Raw genomic sequence first — 17437 nt, forward strand, 5'->3', positions numbered from 1 at the left:
ACGCGAGGGGATCCGGAACCGCGAACGGCACCGTGTGCGTCCGCGAGGGGCACGACGACAGGTGCGGGCGCGCGGAGCGTACGGACGGGGGCGATGAGCGGGCGGGCGCTGCCGGGCGCTCGCCCCCTGCCGGTGGACCCCCGCCCGGGCGACGCACGCGTCCCCCGACCCCGCAAGCGTCCCGAGGCCTAGGATCACGCAGGTGACTCGACGCCTGATGCTCCTGGACACCGCCAGCCTCTACTTCCGCGCCTACTTCGGCGTGCCGGACTCCGTCCGCGCCCCCGACGGCTCGCCCGTGAACGCCGTGCGCGGACTCCTCGACTTCATCACCCGACTGGTGCAGGACCACCGGCCGGACGAGCTCGTGGCCTGCTGGGACGACGACTGGCGCCCCCAGTGGCGGGTCGATCTGATCCCCTCGTACAAGGCGCACCGGGTGGCCGAGGAGACGGAGACCGGCCCGGACGAGGAGGAGATCCCGGACACCCTGTCCCCGCAGGTGCCGGTGATCGAGGACGTCCTGGCCGCGCTCGGCATCGCCCGGATCGGGGCCGCGGGCTACGAGGCGGACGACGTGATCGGGACTCTCGCGGGCCGTGCGCCCGGGCCGGTGGACATCGTCACGGGCGACCGGGACCTCTTCCAGCTGGTGGACGACGCCCGGGGCGTACGCGTCCTGTACCCGCGCAAGGGCGTCGGCGACTGCGACCTGGTGGACGCGGAGTTCATCGCCGCCAAGTACGGGGTGCGCCCCGACCAGTACGCGGACTTCGCGGCGCTGCGCGGCGACGCCAGCGACGGCCTCCCCGGCGTGAAGGGCATCGGCGAGAAGACGGCGGCGCAGCTGGTCACGGAGTACGGAGACCTGGCGGGCGTACGGGCGGCGGCCGGGGACCGTACGTCGAAGCTGACGCCGGCCAAGCGGCGCGGCATCGTGGAGGCGGCCGCCTATCTGGACGTCGCCCCGACGGTGGTCCGCGTCGCCGGGGACGTACCGCTGCCGGAGTTCGACGCGACCCTGCCGAAGGCCCCCCGCGACCCGGCGGCCCTCGACGCCCTCGCGAAGCGCTGGGGCCTGGGCGGGGCGGTCGGCCGTCTGCTCCCGGTCCTGGCGCACTGACGGAATCGGGCCGCACTGGGGCGACCACGCCCCGGGGTGCTAGCTTAGGCATACCTAAGTAACCCTTACGCCGCATCGGCGTCGAGTCATGTCGAGTCAGGAGAGCCACCCGTGGCGGAGCAGCCCCGCAAGGCACCGAAGGCCACCGAAGCGCGCGTGGTCCGCACCGAACGCATCACCCCGCACATGGTGCGGGTCGTCCTGGGCGGCCCGGGCCTCGACGCCTTCGAGGTCGGCACGTACACCGACCACTACGTGAAGCTGCTCTTCGCCCCCGAGGGCGTCGCCTATCCGGAGCCGTTCGACATGGACCGGATCCGGGCGGAGTTCCCCCGGGAGGAGTGGCCGACGACGCGGACGTACACCGTGCGGGCCTGGGACCCGGTCCACCGCGAGCTGACCGTCGACTTCGTCGTGCACGGCGACGAGGGGCTCGCGGGCCCCTGGGCGGCACGGGCACAGGCCGGCGAGACGGTGCGCTTCCTCGGCCCCGGCGGCGGCTACGCGCCGGACCCGGCGGCGGACTGGCACCTGCTCGCGGGCGACGAGAGCGCGCTGCCGGCGATCGCGGCGGCCCTGGAGCGGCTGCCCTCGGGCGCCCGGGTGCACGCGTTCGTGGAGATCCCGGACGGCGCCGAGGAGCAGAAGTTCGCGACGGAGGACGGCATCGAGGTCACCTGGCTGCACCGCGGCGACCGCCCGGTGGGCGCGGCGCTCGTGGAGGCCGTGCAGGGACTGGACTTCCCGGCGGGCGACGTGCACGCCTTCGTCCACGGCGAGGCGGGCTTCGTGAAGGACCTCCGCCGCCATCTGCGCCTGGACCGCGGGGTTCCGCGCGAGCGGCTGTCCATCTCGGGCTACTGGCGCCTGGGCAAGTCGGACGAGGCCTGGCGCGCGATCAAGCGCGAGTGGAACGACCAGGTGGAGCGCGAGCAGGAGAACTGAGGCACGGAGCCGGCAGACCGGCTCACCGTGCGAGCGGGGCCCGGGGGCAGAGCCTCCGGGCCCCGCGCCGTTCACACCCGCGACTCCCGGAGCCGGCCGGCCGGGACCGGCCGGCGCAGCTCGACCAGGCCGCGCCACGCCGGGCCGGGCCGCACCGGGCGGCCCGCGCCCCTCCCCCGGCCGGACGTCCGCTAGGTCGCCTCTCCGAACATGCGGTCCGAGGTGTCGGTGTGGACCATCCGCCGGAGCGCGGAGAAGATCGCGTCGCCGATGACCGTGCCGACGACCACGCTCTCCACCAGTTCCTCGCGCGCCACGTTGCCCGCGACGTAGTCGAGGTCGGTCCGCGCCACCCGCTCCGCCGCGTCCGCGTACGTGTCCAGGACCTGCACGAACGCGCCGTGTCCGGCCTCGTCGACGGCGGCCAGGGCCACCGCGAGCGCCTCGGACGCCGGGTTGCCGGGGTCGACCCGCCAGCCGCGCGCGGCGATCAGCGCCGCGACCCGCTTCCGCGCCTCCTCGATCCCGGCGTGCGGTTCGCGGTCGTAGCGCGGCACCAGGCCCGAGGCCACCGTGCCCAGCATCATGTGCACCGAGCGGTCGGGGTCGTCGACCGCGACGATCACCTCGCGGATCGCCGCCACCGACAGACCTCCCACATCGAGGAGCGCCCGGATCAGGCGGAGGCGCTGCACGTGCGTCTCTCCGTACGAGGCCTGGTTGGGGCTCGTCAGTTCCCCAGCGGGCAGCAGTCCCTCCCGTACATAGAACTTGATCGTCGGGATGGACACCCCGGTCCTGCGACTCAACTCTCCGATGCGCAAAGCGCGTTCACCCTTCTGTTCCCGCTTCGGCCTTGCCGACCGACTCCCCATCATAGATAGTGGCGCTATCAGATAGCGGCTAGTGCCGCTATCCATACTTTCCCACGGGGGGGATCCGTATGTCCTTATCGCCCACCGACGCACCGGCACGGCTCCACCGGCCGCTCGTCTGGTTCGCCGCCTCCATGGGGGTCCTCGCCCTCGTCTCCGCCGTCGGCATCGCCGTCGACGACCGCGTCCTGGTCGGCGTACCGATCTGGACCAAGCCGTTCAAGTTCTCGGTCTCGTTCGTCGCGTACGCGCTCTCGCTCGCCTGGATGCTGACCCTGCTCCCCCGGGGGCGCCGGGTCGGCTGGTGGGCCGGCACCGTGGTGACCGCCGCGAGCGCCGCCGAGATGGTGCTCATCACCCTCCAGGTCATCCGGGGCGAGCGGAGTCACTTCAACCAGGCGACGCCCTTCGACAACACCGTCTTCCAACTCATGGGCGCCACCGTCCTCGTGCTCTGGCTGGGCGCGCTGGCCATCGCCGTCCTCCTGCTGCGCGCCAGGATCCTCGACCGGGCGACGGCCTGGGCCGTCCGGCTGTCCTCGCTGATCGCCCTGGCGGGGGCCGCCGTCGGCTTCCTGATGGTCAGTCCGACACCGGAGCAGCAGGCGGTCGACGGTTCCCCGATCGTGGGCGCCCACTCCGTCGGCGTACCGGACGGGGGCCCGTCGATGCCCGTGACCGGCTGGGCGAGCGACGGCGGCGACCTGCGCATCCCGCATTTCTTCGGCATGCACGCGCTCCAGGTGCTGCCGCTGCTCCTGCTCGTACTCGCCGCGCTCGCACCGCGCTTCACCCGCCTCGCCGACGAACGCGTGCGCCTCCGCCTCACCCTGACGGCCGCCGCCGCGTACTCGGCGACCTTCGTCCTGCTGACCTGGCAGGCCCTGCGCGGCCAGGCCCTGCTCGCTCCGGACGGCGCGACGGCGGCGGGCGCGGGGGCGATCGTCCTGCTGACCGCGGCGTCCGCGACCCTCTCACTCCGGGGGCCGACCACCGCCGGCCCGAACCCGCACTCCCCTGACCGGCGGTCGGCCGCCGGTCGCCGGCCAGTGGTCGCCGGCGATCCACCGGCCCGTCATCACCGTCCTCGGCCGGCCCACGATCGCCGCCCATCGGTCGGTCCGTGATCGCTGACCATCGATTCCGTGATCGCCGTCCTCCGCCCGGCCGAGGACGGCGCCCCCGGGTTCAGCCTCGTGTTCAGCCCCGTGCCCGTACCGTCGCCAGGACGTCCCGGTCCGGCTGGAGTGTGAGGCTGGGGACCGGGAGGACCTCCTCGGTGGTGACGTCCACGTCGTAGCGGCGGGCCAGGACCGCGAGGATCAGGACCGCTTCGACGAGGGCGAACCGGGTGCCGAGGCAGACGCGGGGACCGCCGCCGAAGGGGAACCACGCGTATTCGGGTATCTCCTCGGCGGGCTGTCCGTCCCGTTCGATCCAGCGCTCGGGGCGGAAGGCCTCCGCGTCGCCGTACCAGCGGGGGTCGCGCTGGGTGGCCCACTGGCTGGACCAGACACGGGTTCCGACGGGGACGGGCTTGCCGCCGAGGGTGGCGCCCTCCTTCGCGAGGCCGGTGAGCAGCCAGATCGTGGGGTAGAGCCGGAGGGTCTCCTTGATGACGGCCTGGGTGTAGGTGAGGGAGGCGTAGTCGTCGTAGCCGGGTTCGTGGTCGGCGAGGACCCGGTCGAGTTCCTCGGTGAGGGTGGCCCGGACGTGGGGGTTGCGGGAGAGCAGGTACCAGGTCCAGACGAGGGTGGAGCTGGTGGTCTCGTGGCCGCCGATGTAGAGGGTGACGGTCTCGTCGCGGATCTCCTGGTCGGAGAGGGGTGCGCCGGTCTCGTCGCGGGCGGCGAGGAGGCGGCTGAGGAGGTCGGGGCGTTCGGTGTCGCCGTCGCGGTGGCGGGAGACGACGCGGGCGACCTCGGCGTCGATGACGGCGGTGGCGCGCTTGATGCGGGCGCGTCCGGGGGTGGGCAGCCAGTCGGGGAGGATGGCTCCGATGCCGCTGAACTCGGCGCCGATCTCCTTCTGCGCGACGTCCATGGCCTGTCCGATGGCGTCGGCGTCGGCGGCGGTGTCGACGCCGAAGATGGTGCGGACGGCGACGAGTTGGGTGAGGGCGGCCATCTCCTTCTTGATGTCGATGTGCGCGCCGTCGGACCAGCGGTCGGCGAGGTCCACGGCGCATTCGGACATGGTGGCCGCGTAGGAGCGGACCTGCTTCGGGCGTACGGAGGGTTGCACGAGGGAGCGCTTGCGGCGCCAGTCGGCTCCCTTGGAGACGATGACGCCGTTCCCGAGGAGGGTGCGGAAGGCGATGCCGAGGTCGGGCTGGTCGAAGGTCCGCTCGACCTCGGTGAGGAGTTCGCCGACGGTGTCGGGGTGGGCGATGAAGAGGGAGGGTTTGCGGCCGAAGCGCCAGCGGACGATGTCGCCGCGGTCCCGGAGTTGTTCGAAGAAGGCCAGTGGGTCCTTCCCGAAGGCGGGGAGGCTGCCGAGGAGGGGGATGCCGCGGGGTCCGTCGACGACAACCGGAACCGCGGTCGGTGGTTCGTGCGGTGTCTCCGCCCGCGTCTGCGGTGGATGCTGCTCGCCGCGTTTCCCGGTGGGCGGCCGCCCTTCGTCCTGGGCCCCCGTGTTTGAACGACCGGCTTGCGTGGTCATGAACGTCCCTCCCCAACTGGCCTTTCCTGCTTGTGAGTCCATGCAATCGGAACGGCCGGGCGGGCGCCACCCCTGTGGACGACGGCCTGTGGACGACGGGGGGTCGACCGGCTCGGTATGACCATCGGACAGGCGGAGGCCGCGCCGCCGTGGACGATCACGGGCCGGGAGAAACGGAAAGGCCGAGTGCCCGTGGCGTGGTCGCCACGGGCACTCGGCCTGCGGGGTGGAGGCGGGTCGTCAGCCCACCGAGCTGTAGGCGACGACTCCGCGCAGCAGCGCGTCGACGGCCTTGCGTGCGTTCTTGGCGACGGTGCTGTTCTCCTTGGGTGCCGCCGCCGCGATCTGTCCGAGGACGTCGATGACCTGCTTGCACCAGCGGACGAAGTCGCCGGCGGGCATCTCGGCCTCGCGCAGCACCTCGTCGAGGCTCTTGTCGGAGGCCCACTGGTAGGCGGCCCAGGCGAATCCGAGGTCGGGTTCGCGCTGGCCGACGCCCTCCGCCTGGTTGATCTTGAATTCCTCTTCGAGGGCGTCGAGGCGGCCCCAGATCCGCACCATCTCGCCGAGTGCCGCCTTGGCGTTGCCCGCGGGCAGCTTGGGTGCGACGGCGTCGTCGGACTGACGTGCCTCGAACACCAGGGCCGAGACGCAGGCGGCGAGTTCGGCCGGGGTCAGGCCTTCCCATACGCGGTCGCGGAGGCATTCGCTGGCGAGGAGGTCGAGTTCGCCGTAGAGCCGGGCGAGCCGCTTGCCGTTCTCCGTGACCTCGTTGCCGCGCAGGTAGTCGAGTTCGGTGAGGAGCGCGACGATCCGGTCGAAGGTGCGCGCGATGGTGTTGGTGCGGCCCTCGATGCGCCGCTCCAGCTGCTGGGTGTCGCGCTGGAGGCGGTGGTAGCGCTCGGCCCAGCGGGCGTGGTCCTCGCGCTCGTCGCAGCCGTGGCAGGGGTGGGCGCGGATCTCGGTGCGCAGCCGGGCGATCTCGCGGTCGTCGGCGGCGGCGGAGCGCTGCTTGTGGTGGCGCTCGGGGTTGATGTGTCCGGCCTTGCTGCGCAGGGCGGAGGCGAGGTCGCGGCGGGACTGCGGGGAGCGGGGGTTGAAGGACTTGGGGATCCTCATCCGCTCCAGGGCCTCGACCGGGACGGGGAAGTCGATGGAGGCGAGCCTCTTGACCTGTCGTTCGGCGGTGAGGACGAGGGGGCGGGGGCCGTCGTGGTGCTCGAAGCCGCGGTGGTTGTTGGTGCGGCCGGCGGGGATGCCGGGGTCGAGGACGAGGGCGAGGCCGGCGAACTTGCCGGTGGGGACGTGGATGACGTCGCCGGGCTTGAGCTTCTCCAGGGATCCGGCGGCCTGGGCGCGGCGCTGGGCGGCGCCCTGGCGGGCCAGTTCGGTCTCGCGGTCCTTGAGGTCGCGGCGGAGCCGCGCGTACTCCTCGAAGTCTCCGAGGTGGCAGGTCATGCCTTCCCGGTAGCCTTCGAGGCCCTCTTCGTTCTTCTGGACCTGCCGGGAGATGCCGACGACGGAGCGGTCGGCCTGGAACTGGGCGAAGGACGTTTCGAGGAGTTCGCGGGAGCGGTGCCGGCCGAAGCCCTCGACGAGGTTGACCGCCATGTTGTAGGACGGCTTGAAGCTGGAGCGCAGCGGGTAGGTGCGCGTGCCGGCGAGGCCGGCGAGGTGGTCGGGGTCGAGGCCGCGCTGCCAGAGGACGACGGCGTGGCCTTCGACGTCGATGCCGCGGCGGCCGGCGCGGCCGGTGAGCTGGGTGTACTCGCCGGGGGTGATGTCGGCGTGCTGCTCGCCGTTCCACTTGACGAGCTTCTCCAGGATGACGGTGCGCGCGGGCATGTTGATGCCGAGGGCGAGCGTCTCGGTGGCGAAGACGGCTTTGACGAGGCCCTTGACGAAGAGGTCCTCGACGACTTCCTTGAAGGTCGGGAGCATGCCGGCGTGGTGGGCGGCGATGCCGCGCTCCAGTGCTTCGAGCCATTCGTAGTAGCCGAGGACGTGGAGGTCCTCGGTGGGGATGGCGGCGGTGCGCTCCTCGACGATCTCGCGGACGCGGCGGCGTCCGTCGTCGTCGTTGAGGCGGAGTCCGGCGTAGAGGCACTGCTGGACGGCGGCCTCGCAGCCGGCGCGGCTGAAGATGAAGGTGATGGCGGGCAGGAGGCCTTCGGCGTCGAGGCGCTCGATGACCTCGGGGCGGCCGGGGGTCCAGATGCGGGAGCGCTGGCGGCGCTCGCGCTCGCGGTCGGCCTCGCGGACCATCTTGCCGCGGCGCCGGTCGCGCGGGTTGTACGTGCGCGTGTTCTCGGTGCGGGCGAGGCGCTGGAGGTCGGGGTTGACCTCGCGGCGGGAGGCGCCGCGGCCGCCGTGGTCGGTCTCCTCCTCGAAGAGGTCGTACATCCGGCGTCCGGCGAGGACGTGCTGCCAGAGGGGGACGGGGCGGCTTTCGGAGACGATGACCTCGGTGTCGCCGCGGACGGTGTCGAGCCAGTCGCCGAACTCCTCGGCGTTGGAGACGGTCGCGGAGAGTGAGACGAGGGTGACCGATTCGGGGAGGTGGATGATCACTTCCTCCCAGACGGCACCGCGGAAGCGGTCGGAGAGGTAGTGGACCTCGTCCATGACCACGTAGCCGAGGCCGGAGAGGGCCTGGGATCCCGCGTAGAGCATGTTGCGGAGGACTTCGGTGGTCATGACCACGATCGGCGCGTCGCCGTTGACGCTGTTGTCCCCGGTGAGGAGGCCGACCTTGTCGTTGCCGTAGCGCTTGACGAGGTCGGCGTACTTCTGGTTGGAGAGCGCCTTGATCGGGGTCGTGTAGAAGCACTTGCGGCCCTGGTTCAGGGCGAGGTGGACGGCGAACTCGCCGACGATGGTCTTGCCGGAGCCCGTGGGCGCGGCGACGAGCACGCCCTTGCCCGCTTCGAGGGCCTGGCATGCCTCGATCTGGAAGGGGTCCAGGCCGAACTCGTACATCTCGCGGAAGGGGGCCAGCGCGGTGGCCGCATCGGCGTTGCGGGCGCGGGCGGCCGCGTACGCCTCGGCTGGTGTGAGGTCCTCTGTCATCTTGTTCTCGAGCCTACCCGTCGCCTGTGACAGTGACGCGATCTTTATCGAGGGGATGTGGAGCGCCGGGTTCCGGGCTTTTCGGATGCGCCGCCGTCCCGGTGGGAACGCGAGGACCCCGCCGCGGGGCCGCGGCGGGGTCGTCGTGTTCCGGACGGCGTCCGGAGGGGCGTACGGGTGTGCGGGGGGCGGCGTCAGGTGATGTCGTCGTACCCGTTGGCGCGGTGGACGCCGGCGCCGCCGGGTTCGCCGGTGGCCTGCTCGGGCAGAGCCCGGGCGGCGCCGACGGGTTCGATCGCGCCGACGGACTCGGGGTGGAGGTCCAGCACCGATGCTTCGTCGTCGTCGAGCTCGGCGTCGGGGTCGTTGCGCCTGCGCCGCCGGTCGTTGAGGAGGGAGAAGCCGACGGCCCCGAAGTACAGGACGGTGATGGGTCCGGCAAGGGCGATCATGCCGACGGGGTCGGTGGTCGGGGTGATGACGGCACCGAAGACGAAGACGCCCATGATCACGCCGCGCCACCAGCCGGCCATCCGGCGGCCCGTGAGGACGCCGGTGAGGTTGAGCATGACCAGGACGAGCGGGAGCTCGAAGGCGAGGCCGAAGACGAGCACCATGCGCAGGGTGAAGTCGAGCACGTCACCGAGCGAGAGAATGTTCGCGGAGCCCTCAGGAGTGAGGCTGATGAGGACCTTCACACTGATGGGGAGGATCAGGTACGCGAGGTAGGCGCCGGCGGAGAACAGCGGTACGGCGGCGCCGACGAAGGCGTACGTGTACTTCTTCTCGCTCTTGTGCAGTCCGGGCGCGACGAAGGCCCACAGCTGGTAGAGCCAGATGGGGCTGGCGACGACGAGGCCCGTCGTCAGCGACAACTGGATCGTCGTGCTGAACGGGGCCATCAGCGTGTTGAAGGAGACGATCGCGCAGTTTCCACCGTTGCTGGTGACGTTCGGGCCGCAGGTGGGCACCGACTTCGTCAGGAACTGCATCAGCTCCTCGCTGTACACGAGGGCGACGATCGTCACCGCGGCGACGGCGAGGAGACCCTTCGCCAGTCGGTTGCGGAGTTCACGCAGGTGCTCCACGAGGGGCATCCGGCCCTCGGGGTCTTTGTCCTGCTTGCGGGCAGACTTGGGCAACCCACGTCCTCATCTCATGCGGCAGGCCGCCGCCCGGTGCGGCGGCCGCGGCGGACCGGGTCAGCGCTTGGTGGTGTCCGAGGGCTCGGTCACGGGACGTGCGCTGGTCACGTCGCCGGGAGCGGCCTGGATGGTGCGCGGGGCGGGCTCCTGGGCGGCGGGGGCGGCGGCGCCGGCCTGCGGCGGGTCGGCGGGGGCGCTCTGCTGGTCGTCCGACTTCATCGCCTTGGCCTCGCTCTTGAGGATGCGGGCGGACTTGCCGAGCGAGCGCGCCATGTCCGGGAGCTTCTTGGCGCCGAACAGCAGGATGATCACGACGAGGATGAGAATGATCTCGGTGGGGCCGAGCCTACCCATAGCTGTTTACCTTCTTCACCGAGGCGACATGGAGTGCGTGCCCGGCGGGTCGGACATGCGTCCGGCCACCGCGCTGTCTGCGATCGTAACCCGCAGGAGTAAACGCAGGGCAATGCCCTTGCATACTCCCGATTGCGTCGTACGTGACCGGTCCGGGGCCACTTCACGCAGGGTACGGCACGGGATCAGCGCAGCGAGTCGCCCGTGCGGGCCAGTCCGACGGCGGCCGTTTCGAGGTCTTCGGCGGCGCGGTTGATCCGTTCTGTGGTGTGGGCCACTTGACGGCCGAGGCGCTGGACCTCGACGAAGACCCTGATGGCGAGGACGCCGAGGACGGCGATGCCGAGGAATCCGAGGGCGATGGCGAGCATGGGCCAGAACATGAGGCGAGCCTAGACGTTGGGCGTGGCGGGCCGGGCGTCCGGTCGCCGCTCAGACGGTCGTGTGCAGCCGCAGGGTCCGGACGCCGCCGCCGGTGAGGAGTTCGACGATCCGCTCGCCGGCGGGCTTGCGGACGGAGCTGCCGCACTCGGGGCAGGTGAAGGAGTAGAAGGTGGTGCGGCGGCTGGCGCCGATGGCGAGGCGCAGGGCGTTCGCGGAGAGTTCGCAGCGGGAGCGGCAGTCGGGGCAGGCGGCCTTGAAGAGGACCGGGGCGATCGTCGCCGTAAGATCGTGCATCACGGACATTTCCCTCATCTCTCGGCTCCCGCACCCCGCGCGACGCGCAGCGCGTACGTCCGCAGGCGCGGCTCCCGTGTCCGTGCCTGCTCCGGCCCGGCGGGCCGGCGACCGGTACCGGTCACCGCTCCCCTCGCGCCACCGGCCCGCGGCCGGTCATCTGTCTGTCACGGCCTCCCCTGGGCGGGGAGCGTCACGCGCCCTCGTACGCGGCGAGCGCGGCGGCGGCCGCGGCCCTGGCGTTGTCGGCGAGTTCCCGCGGTTCGGCGATCCGCCCGTCGCTGCCCAGGCGCAGCGCGAGCCGGCGCAGGGAGGCCGGGTCGGGGGTGCGCAGGGTGATCCGCAGGCCGCCGTCCGGCAGCTCCTCGGCCCGGTCGTGCGGGTAGTACTCGGCGACCCAGCGCCCGCCGGGGCCGACCTCGACGACCACCTCGGGGTCGTCGGCGGAGGGCTGGACCAGCCCGGCGGAGAGGTCGCGCAGTTCGAGCTCCGGCGGCGCGGCGTGCTCGTCGAGGATGCGGATCTCGGCCACGCGGTCGAGGCGGAAGGTGCGGCGCGCCTCGGAGAGCCGGCACCACGCCTCCATGTAGGTGTGGCCGACGGCGAAGAGACGGATCGGGTCGACCTCGCGCTCGGTGAGTTCGTCGCGGGCGGGCGAGTAGTAGCGGACCCAGAGACGGCGGCGCTCGGAGATGGCCCGGTCGACCTCGGCGAAGACGCCGCCCTCGGATTCGAAGGTGACGGAGAGCCGGGAGCTGGCTCCGGCGGCCTCGCCGGCCGCGGCCTCCAGCTTGGCCGTGGCGCGCAGGAGTGCCTCGCGGTCGCTCTCCCGGAGTCCGGGGAGGGTGGCGACGGCGCGGGCGGCGACCAGCAGGGCGGTCGCCTCGTCGGCGGCGAGCCGGAGCGGCGCGGCGACGTCGTCCGGGTTGTGCCACCAGATCCGGTCGCCGTCGGTGTCGATGTCGAGGAGGTCCCCGCCGCGGAAGCTGGTGCCGCACATGGGCAGCACGTCCAGGTCGGAGATCAGTTCGTCCTCGGTGATCCCGAAGGCGCGAGCGACGTCGGCGACGTGGGCGCCGGGGCGCTCGCGGAGATAGGTGACCAGCGAGAGCATCCGCCTCGTCTGGTCGATCGCGTTGGCAGCCATGCGGTACGTGTCCCCCTCAGCCCTTGGCGACGGCGCGCAGCCGGTCCACCACGTCGGCCCGCAGATCGGCCGGTTCCAGTACGACGACGTCGGGGCCGAACTCGACGAGCCAGGCGTCGAGGCCGTGCCCGTACGGGATCTCCAGCTCGTCCCATCCGTCGCTGCCCTCGGCCACGGACTGGGCGCGGGCGCGCAGCGGGTAGCCGCAGCCGGTGCGCAGCCGGATCCGGGCGGAGCGGGTGGCGGTCTCGCCGGCCCAGCTCTCCACGGTCTCGCGGACGGTGACGACGTCGGGCACGGGCGCGGTGAAGGCGCCGGCCCGGGAGCGGACCTTGCCGGTGATGCGGGAGAGCCGGAAGACGCGCTCGGCGCCGCGGTCGCGGTCCCAGCCGGCCAGGTACCAGTGGCCGCGCCAGCATTCGAGGGTCCAGGGCTCGACCTGGCGGGCCTCGGGGCGGGCGGCGTTGGCCTTGCGGTAGTCGAAGGCGACGGGCCGGCGGTCGCGGCAGGCCAGCATCAGGGGTTCGAAGGCGGTCTCGTGGACGGGGATCCGCGGTTCGAGGGCGCTGGGCTGGGTGTCGTACGAGTCCTCCGCCTCGGGCATGCCGGCGGCGCGGAGCTTCTGCAGGGCGCCGCTGGCGGCGCCGGCGAGGCGGGCCTGCTGCCAGACCTTGGCGGCGAGGCCGAGCGCGGCGGCCTCCTCGGCGTCCAGGGTGATGGGGGGCAGCCGGTTGGAGTCGCGGCGGGCGAGGTAGCCGGTCTCGCCCTCCAGGTTCTCGACGGTCTCGATGACGAGGCCGAGCTCGCGGAGGTCGTCCTTGTCGCGCTCGAACATGCGGTTGAAGGCATCGTCGCCGCTCGCCTCGAGGTAGGCCTCGATGGAGCCGCGGAGCTCCCGCTTGCTCAGCGGTCGGCGTGTCCCGAGCAGGCACAGCGCGAGATTCATCAGCCGCTCGGACTTGGCAATCGCCATCGACGCCCCGCACCCCTTCGCCGGATCCACTTCTCGGACGTCCGACCGTACCGCCCCGGGGTGTCGGGACCAAAGCGGGGACCGGAGGGCGGACCGCGGACGGGGTCGGCGGGTCGGCCTCGGGGGGCCCGGTCAGCGGCCCGCTGGGGTCCGCCGGCGCCCGGAGCACGCCGAGGGCCCCCGCCGTGGACGGCGGGGGCCCTCGGGCCGACCGGAACCGGTCGGGGCCGTGCGGGTCAGCGCTTGGTGACGCCGACGAGGTCGCAGACGAAGATCAGCGTCTCGCCCGGGGCGATCTTGCCGCCGGCGCCACGGTCGCCGTAGGCGAGGTGCGCGGGGATGACCAGCTGGCGGCGACCGCCGACCTTCATGCCCTGCACGCCCTTGTCCCAGCCCTGGATGACCTGGCCGGCGCCGAGGTTGAAGTCGAGCGGGGCGCCGCGGTTCCAGGAGGCGTCGAACTCCTCGCCGGAGTCGAAGGACACACCGACGTAGTGGACCTTCACGAAGTCACCGGCTTCGGCGAGCTCGCCGTCGCCCTCCCAGATGTCCTTGATCTCCAGGTCCTTCGGCGGCTCGCCACCCGGGAAGTCGATCTCGGGCTTCTCGATGCTCACTGAACTGCTCCTCATGCTGATGAACTGCGTGATCGGGACAGTCTTACATCTTCGTCAGGATGTCCACGGCGAACACCAGCGTGGAGTTCTTGGGAATGCCCTGCTGCTCCTTGTCGCCGAACGCCTCGGACGGCGGGGCGACGATGAGGACGCGGCTGCCGACCGTCTTGCCGACGAGGCCGTCCTTGAGGCCCTTGAGCGTGAGCTGCGGGAGCGGGAAGTTCACGGGCTTGCCCGCGGTGTACGTCGAGTCGAAGACCTTGCCGTCCTTCCACAGGGAGGCGACGTAGTTCACGACGACCGTGTCGGTGGCCTTGACGGCCTCGCCCTTGGCCTCGAGCACGTAGTTCGAGACGAGCTTGGTCGGCGGGTCGACCTTGGGGATCGTCACCGTGGGGGCCTTGCCGTCGGTGTTCGTCCCGACCTTCGGCAGGTCCTTGTTGTCCTGCGCGACCGGGGTGCCGGTGGCGGACTTGGGGATCGTGACGGACTTCAGGATGTCCACGACGAAGACGAGGGTGGCGTTGGGCTTGATGCTCGGGGGCGAGCCCTTCTCGCCGTAGCCGAGCTCCGGCGGGATGCCGACCTCGATGCGGCTGCCGACCTTCTGTCCTTCGAGGGCCTGCTCCCAGCCCTTGATGACCTGGCCCTCGCCCAGCGTGACGCTGAAGGGCTGGCCGCGGTCGAAGCTGTTGTCGAAGGGGGTGGTGGAGTCCCAGGCCTGACCCAGGTAGTTCACCGAGAGGGCGTCGCCCTTCTTCGTCTCAGCGCCCTTGCCCTCGCTGATGACGTTGACCTTGAGTTCCTTGGGCGGGTCGCCCTCGCCCTTGGCGAGGGTCGGCTTCTCGCCGAACTTGGCCCCCGCGGTGATGGCGGGCAGCCCGTTCGTCATCGAGGCGGAATCGGAGCCCTTGTCGTCGCTGCCGCAGGCTGCTGTGGAGAGCAGCAGCGGGACGACGAGAAGGCCGGCAAGTCGGCGCACGTGTTCCTCAGATCTCAGACGGCACAGTAGTTGTCCCGACACTCTAGGGGACCCCTCTGCCACGTCGAGGGCCCCGCACGGTAAAGGTGCGGGGCCCACAGCGCCGGTACGACCGGTCTACATTCCGGCGATCAGCTTTTCGACGCGGTCGTCGACCGAGCGGAACGGGTCCTTGCACAACACGGTGCGCTGCGCCTGGTCGTTCAGCTTGAGGTGCACCCAGTCGACGGTGAAGTCCCGCCGCTGCTCCTGGGCGCGCCGGATGAAGTCGCCGCGCAGGCGGGCCCGCGTGGTCTGCGGGGGCACCGACTTCCCCTCGAAGATCTTCAGGTCGTTGCAGATCCGGGCCGCCTGGCCGTTCTTCTGCAGCAGGTAGTAGAGACCGCGACGCCGGTGGATGTCGTGGTAGGCGAGGTCTATCTGCGCGACCCGCGGGTTCGACATGGTCATGTTGTGCTTGGCCCGGTAGCGCTCGATGAGCCGGTGCTTCATGACCCAGTCGATCTCGGTCTCGATCCGGTCGAGGCGCTCGCTCTCGATGGCGTCGAGCGTACGGCCCCACAGCTCCAGGACCTGGGCGACGGTGCCGTTCCGGATCCCGCGGCGGTCGACGAAGTCGACGGCCTTCTCGTAGTACTCGCGCTGGACCTCCAGGGCGGAGGCCTCGCGGCCGCTGGCGAGGCGGACCTTGCGCTGGCCGGTGATGTCGTGGCTGACCTCGCGGATGGCCCGGATCGGGTTCTCCAGGGTCAGGTCGCGCATCACCGTGCCGGCCTCGATCATGCGGAGGACCAGGTCGGTGGCGCCGACCTTGAGGAGCATGGTCGTCTCGGACATGTTCGAGTCGCCGACGATGACGTGGAGCCTGCGGTAGCGCTCGGCGTCGGCGTGCGGCTCGTCACGGGTGTTGATGATGGGGCGGGAGCGGGTGGTCGCGGAGCTGACGCCCTCCCAGATGTGCTCGGCCCGCTGGGAGACGCAGAACACCGCGCCGCGCGGGGTCTGGAGGACCTTTCCCGCGCCGCAGATCAGCTGGCGGGTGACCAGGAACGGAATGAGGATGTCCGCGAGCCGGGAGAACTCGCCGTGGCGGGCGACGAGATAGTTCTCGTGGCAGCCGTAGGAGTTTCCGGCCGAGTCGGTGTTGTTCTTGAAGAGGTAGACGTCGCCCGCGATTCCCTCCTCGTGCAGGCGGCGTTCGGCGTCGACGAGCAGGCCCTCGAGAATGCGCTCGCCGGCCTTGTCGTGGGTGACCAGTTCGGTCACGTTGTCGCATTCCGGTGTTGCGTATTCCGGATGCGATCCCACGTCCAGGTACAGGCGGGCGCCGTTCCGCAGGAAGACATTGCTGCTGCGGCCCCATGACACGACACGGCGGAAGAGGTAGCGCGCCACTTCGTCAGGAGACAGTCGGCGCTGTCCCCTGAACGTGCACGTGACGCCGTACTCGTTCTCCAGCCCGAAAATGCGGCGGTCCATGACTGAACATTACGCCTGACGGCCTGTGCTGAAACCGGGTTGGGCGCTCCCGTTTCGATCATTTTCCGATCAGTGCGTGTTCTTTTCCGTGTGTACGGCGGCGGGGGCGGGCGTGCCGACGGCGTGTCGCGCCTCGGCCGTGGGGGTCACGGGGGCCGCGGGCACGTGCAGGACGCGCCCGGTGGCGAGCAGGACCAGGAGGGCGACCAGGCCGCCCGCGCCGGCGACGGCGAATCCGGCGACCGTCCCGGCGAGTTCGACGGCGGGGCCCGCCACGGCGGAGCCGAGGGCCGAACCGACGCCGAAGGTGGTGACGAGCCAGGAGAAGGCCTCGGTGACCGTGCCGCGCGGAGCGTGCCGGTCCACCACGATGAACGCGCAGGCCAGCACCGGGGCCAGGAAGACGCCCGCGAGGGCCGCGAGGAGGGCCATGGCGACCGGGCCGGGGGTCAGCACCAGCGGCAGGTAGCAGACGGCGAGCAGCAGCACCAGGACGCGCAGCCGCCGCTCGGGGGCTCCGGACCATTCGCGGGCGCCGTAGGTGACGCCGCCGAGGAGCGCGCCGAGGCCCAGGGCGGCCATCAGCCAGCCGTAGACGGACGGGGTGCCCCGGTCGTCGGCGTAGGCGACGGCGGCGACGGTGATGGAGCCGAGGGCGAGGCCGACGAAGAAGAACGACCCGAGGAGGGCGAGCAGGCCCGGGGAGCGCAGGGCGCCGAGCCAGTGGGCCTCCCGGGGCGCGGAGCGCCAGGCCCGGGAGGGCGCCGAGAGGACCACGGCGAGGGCGCCGAGGACGCCGAGGACGTTGACGGCGAGAAGGGCGGCGGCGGGCGACCAGAGGGAGACGAGGAGGGTCAGCAGCAGCGGGCCGACGGTGAACATGACCTCCTGCGCGACGGCGTCCATGGCGTACGCGCGGTGGACCCGGTCCTCGCGGCCGAGGACGCTGGGCCAGAGGGCCCGCAGTCCGCCCTCCAGGGGCGGGGTGAAGAGTCCGGCGAGGACGACGGCCGCGTAGGCGAGGCCGAGGTGGCCGATGCCGGCGAGGGCGAGCAGGGCCATGCCGAGGGCGGAGAGGACCGCGGCGGGCAGCTGGACGCGGGGCTGGCCCTTGAGGTCGACGGCGCGGCCGAGGAGGGGCTGGCCGATGGCCGTGGCGACGCCGTAGGCGGCGATGAGGCCGCCGGCGAGGGTGTAGCTGCCGCCCTGGTCGCGGACGTAGAGGGTGAGGGCGATGGGGCCGACGCCGTTGGGCAGGCGCCCGACGAGGGTGCCGGCGAGGAGCCGGGCCGCGTGCGGCGCCCGGAGTATGTCGAGATAGCCGCCTCGTGCCGGGGCCCCGGTGGCCATGTGGTCTCCCCTCGCCTCGGACCCTGCCGAGGTTTT

At 71.7% G+C, this 17437-nt stretch carries 16 protein-coding genes; 3 read left to right on the top strand and 13 right to left on the bottom strand.

Annotated elements, in window-relative coordinates:
• Nucleotides 1-217 precede the first annotated feature (217 nt).
• Together ACF09E_RS19580 and ACF09E_RS19585 are read left to right on the top strand one after the other, a co-directional pair.
• On the top strand, nucleotides 218-1123 hold the full coding sequence (locus ACF09E_RS19580) for a 5'-3' exonuclease H3TH domain-containing protein (protein WP_392206412.1): 906 nt from the start codon (nucleotides 218-220) through the stop codon (nucleotides 1121-1123).
• 111 nt (nucleotides 1124-1234) lie between these two features.
• A complete protein-coding gene (locus ACF09E_RS19585; protein ID WP_392206281.1) occupies nucleotides 1235-2068 on the top strand; it encodes a siderophore-interacting protein in 834 nt (277 codons plus the stop codon).
• 191 nt (nucleotides 2069-2259) lie between these two features.
• Here ACF09E_RS19585 and ACF09E_RS19590 read toward each other — a convergent pair whose 3' ends face one another.
• Nucleotides 2260-2859 (bottom strand): MerR family transcriptional regulator, encoded by a 600-nt coding sequence (locus ACF09E_RS19590; RefSeq protein WP_388804597.1) that lies wholly within the window; start codon nucleotides 2857-2859, stop codon nucleotides 2260-2262.
• Between the two features lie 218 nt (nucleotides 2860-3077).
• On the opposite strand from ACF09E_RS19590, the gene ACF09E_RS19595 reads away from it, so the two are divergent.
• Complete coding sequence (locus ACF09E_RS19595; protein WP_392206413.1) at nucleotides 3078-4070, top strand: hypothetical protein; 993 nt, start codon at nucleotides 3078-3080, stop codon at nucleotides 4068-4070.
• 73 nt (nucleotides 4071-4143) lie between these two features.
• Here the strand turns inward: ACF09E_RS19595 and ACF09E_RS19600 are convergent, their stop codons facing one another.
• The 12 genes from ACF09E_RS19600 to ACF09E_RS19655 form a co-directional block, all read right to left on the bottom strand.
• Nucleotides 4144-5607, bottom strand: a complete 1464-nt coding sequence (locus tag ACF09E_RS19600; RefSeq protein WP_392206282.1) for a cytochrome P450 — start codon at nucleotides 5605-5607, stop codon at nucleotides 4144-4146.
• A 240-nt stretch (nucleotides 5608-5847) separates the two neighbouring features.
• A complete protein-coding gene (locus ACF09E_RS19605) occupies nucleotides 5848-8676 on the bottom strand; it encodes a DEAD/DEAH box helicase (RefSeq protein WP_361856076.1) in 2829 nt (942 codons plus the stop codon).
• Between the two features lie 194 nt (nucleotides 8677-8870).
• The gene (gene tatC, locus ACF09E_RS19610; protein WP_392206414.1) at nucleotides 8871-9773 is read right to left on the bottom strand and encodes a twin-arginine translocase subunit TatC; all 903 of its coding nucleotides are present in this window, start codon (nucleotides 9771-9773) and stop codon (nucleotides 8871-8873) included.
• Between the two features lie 105 nt (nucleotides 9774-9878).
• Nucleotides 9879-10175: a Sec-independent protein translocase subunit TatA gene (gene tatA, locus ACF09E_RS19615; RefSeq protein ID WP_392206283.1), complete on the bottom strand. Its 297-nt coding sequence runs from the start codon at nucleotides 10173-10175 to the stop codon at nucleotides 9879-9881.
• A gap of 185 nt (nucleotides 10176-10360) precedes the next feature.
• Nucleotides 10361-10558, bottom strand: coding sequence for a hypothetical protein (locus tag ACF09E_RS19620; RefSeq protein ID WP_361856070.1), 198 nt, complete (start codon nucleotides 10556-10558; stop codon nucleotides 10361-10363).
• A 49-nt stretch (nucleotides 10559-10607) separates the two neighbouring features.
• Nucleotides 10608-10871 carry a hypothetical protein gene (locus ACF09E_RS19625; RefSeq protein WP_361856068.1) on the bottom strand — a complete coding sequence of 88 codons (264 nt, stop codon included), beginning with the start codon at nucleotides 10869-10871 and terminating at the stop codon, nucleotides 10608-10610.
• A gap of 175 nt (nucleotides 10872-11046) precedes the next feature.
• Entirely contained in the window at nucleotides 11047-12000 is a 954-nt protein-coding gene (locus tag ACF09E_RS19630) for a WYL domain-containing protein (protein WP_361856065.1), read from the bottom strand.
• A 16-nt stretch (nucleotides 12001-12016) separates the two neighbouring features.
• The gene (locus tag ACF09E_RS19635; protein ID WP_392206284.1) at nucleotides 12017-12973 is read right to left on the bottom strand and encodes a helix-turn-helix transcriptional regulator; all 957 of its coding nucleotides are present in this window, start codon (nucleotides 12971-12973) and stop codon (nucleotides 12017-12019) included.
• Nucleotides 12974-13209: 236 nt separating this feature from the next.
• A complete protein-coding gene (locus tag ACF09E_RS19640; RefSeq protein ID WP_351899861.1) occupies nucleotides 13210-13590 on the bottom strand; it encodes an FKBP-type peptidyl-prolyl cis-trans isomerase in 381 nt (126 codons plus the stop codon).
• A gap of 43 nt (nucleotides 13591-13633) precedes the next feature.
• Complete coding sequence (locus tag ACF09E_RS19645; protein ID WP_392206285.1) at nucleotides 13634-14572, bottom strand: FKBP-type peptidyl-prolyl cis-trans isomerase; 939 nt, start codon at nucleotides 14570-14572, stop codon at nucleotides 13634-13636.
• A gap of 117 nt (nucleotides 14573-14689) precedes the next feature.
• A complete protein-coding gene (gene pafA, locus ACF09E_RS19650) occupies nucleotides 14690-16051 on the bottom strand; it encodes a Pup--protein ligase (protein WP_056566373.1) in 1362 nt (453 codons plus the stop codon).
• Between the two features lie 69 nt (nucleotides 16052-16120).
• The gene (locus ACF09E_RS19655) at nucleotides 16121-17401 is read right to left on the bottom strand and encodes an MFS transporter (protein WP_392206286.1); all 1281 of its coding nucleotides are present in this window, start codon (nucleotides 17399-17401) and stop codon (nucleotides 16121-16123) included.
• Nucleotides 17402-17437: the final 36 nt, after the last annotated feature.

Origin of the sequence: Streptomyces sp. NPDC014891 (genome assembly GCF_043081085.1) — a bacterium.
In the GTDB taxonomy this organism is placed as follows: Bacteria; Actinomycetota; Actinomycetes; order Streptomycetales; family Streptomycetaceae; genus Streptomyces.

Coding starts and splice junctions, on each gene's coding strand:
- ACF09E_RS19580 (WP_392206412.1), top strand. CDS start 218: ATGCTCCTGGACACCGCCAGCCTCTACTTCCGCGCCTACTTCGGCGTG.
- ACF09E_RS19595 (WP_392206413.1), top strand. CDS start 3,078: ATGGGGGTCCTCGCCCTCGTCTCCGCCGTCGGCATCGCCGTCGACGAC.
- ACF09E_RS19600 (WP_392206282.1), bottom strand. CDS start 5,607: ATGACCACGCAAGCCGGTCGTTCAAACACGGGGGCCCAGGACGAAGGG.
- ACF09E_RS19605 (WP_361856076.1), bottom strand. CDS start 8,676: ATGACAGAGGACCTCACACCAGCCGAGGCGTACGCGGCCGCCCGCGCC.
- tatC (WP_392206414.1), bottom strand. CDS start 9,773: ATGCCCCTCGTGGAGCACCTGCGTGAACTCCGCAACCGACTGGCGAAG.
- tatA (WP_392206283.1), bottom strand. CDS start 10,175: ATGGGTAGGCTCGGCCCCACCGAGATCATTCTCATCCTCGTCGTGATC.
- ACF09E_RS19620 (WP_361856070.1), bottom strand. CDS start 10,558: ATGTTCTGGCCCATGCTCGCCATCGCCCTCGGATTCCTCGGCATCGCC.
- ACF09E_RS19625 (WP_361856068.1), bottom strand. CDS start 10,871: ATGAGGGAAATGTCCGTGATGCACGATCTTACGGCGACGATCGCCCCG.
- ACF09E_RS19630 (WP_361856065.1), bottom strand. CDS start 12,000: ATGGCTGCCAACGCGATCGACCAGACGAGGCGGATGCTCTCGCTGGTC.
- ACF09E_RS19635 (WP_392206284.1), bottom strand. CDS start 12,973: ATGGCGATTGCCAAGTCCGAGCGGCTGATGAATCTCGCGCTGTGCCTG.
- pafA (WP_056566373.1), bottom strand. CDS start 16,051: ATGGACCGCCGCATTTTCGGGCTGGAGAACGAGTACGGCGTCACGTGC.
- ACF09E_RS19655 (WP_392206286.1), bottom strand. CDS start 17,401: ATGGCCACCGGGGCCCCGGCACGAGGCGGCTATCTCGACATACTCCGG.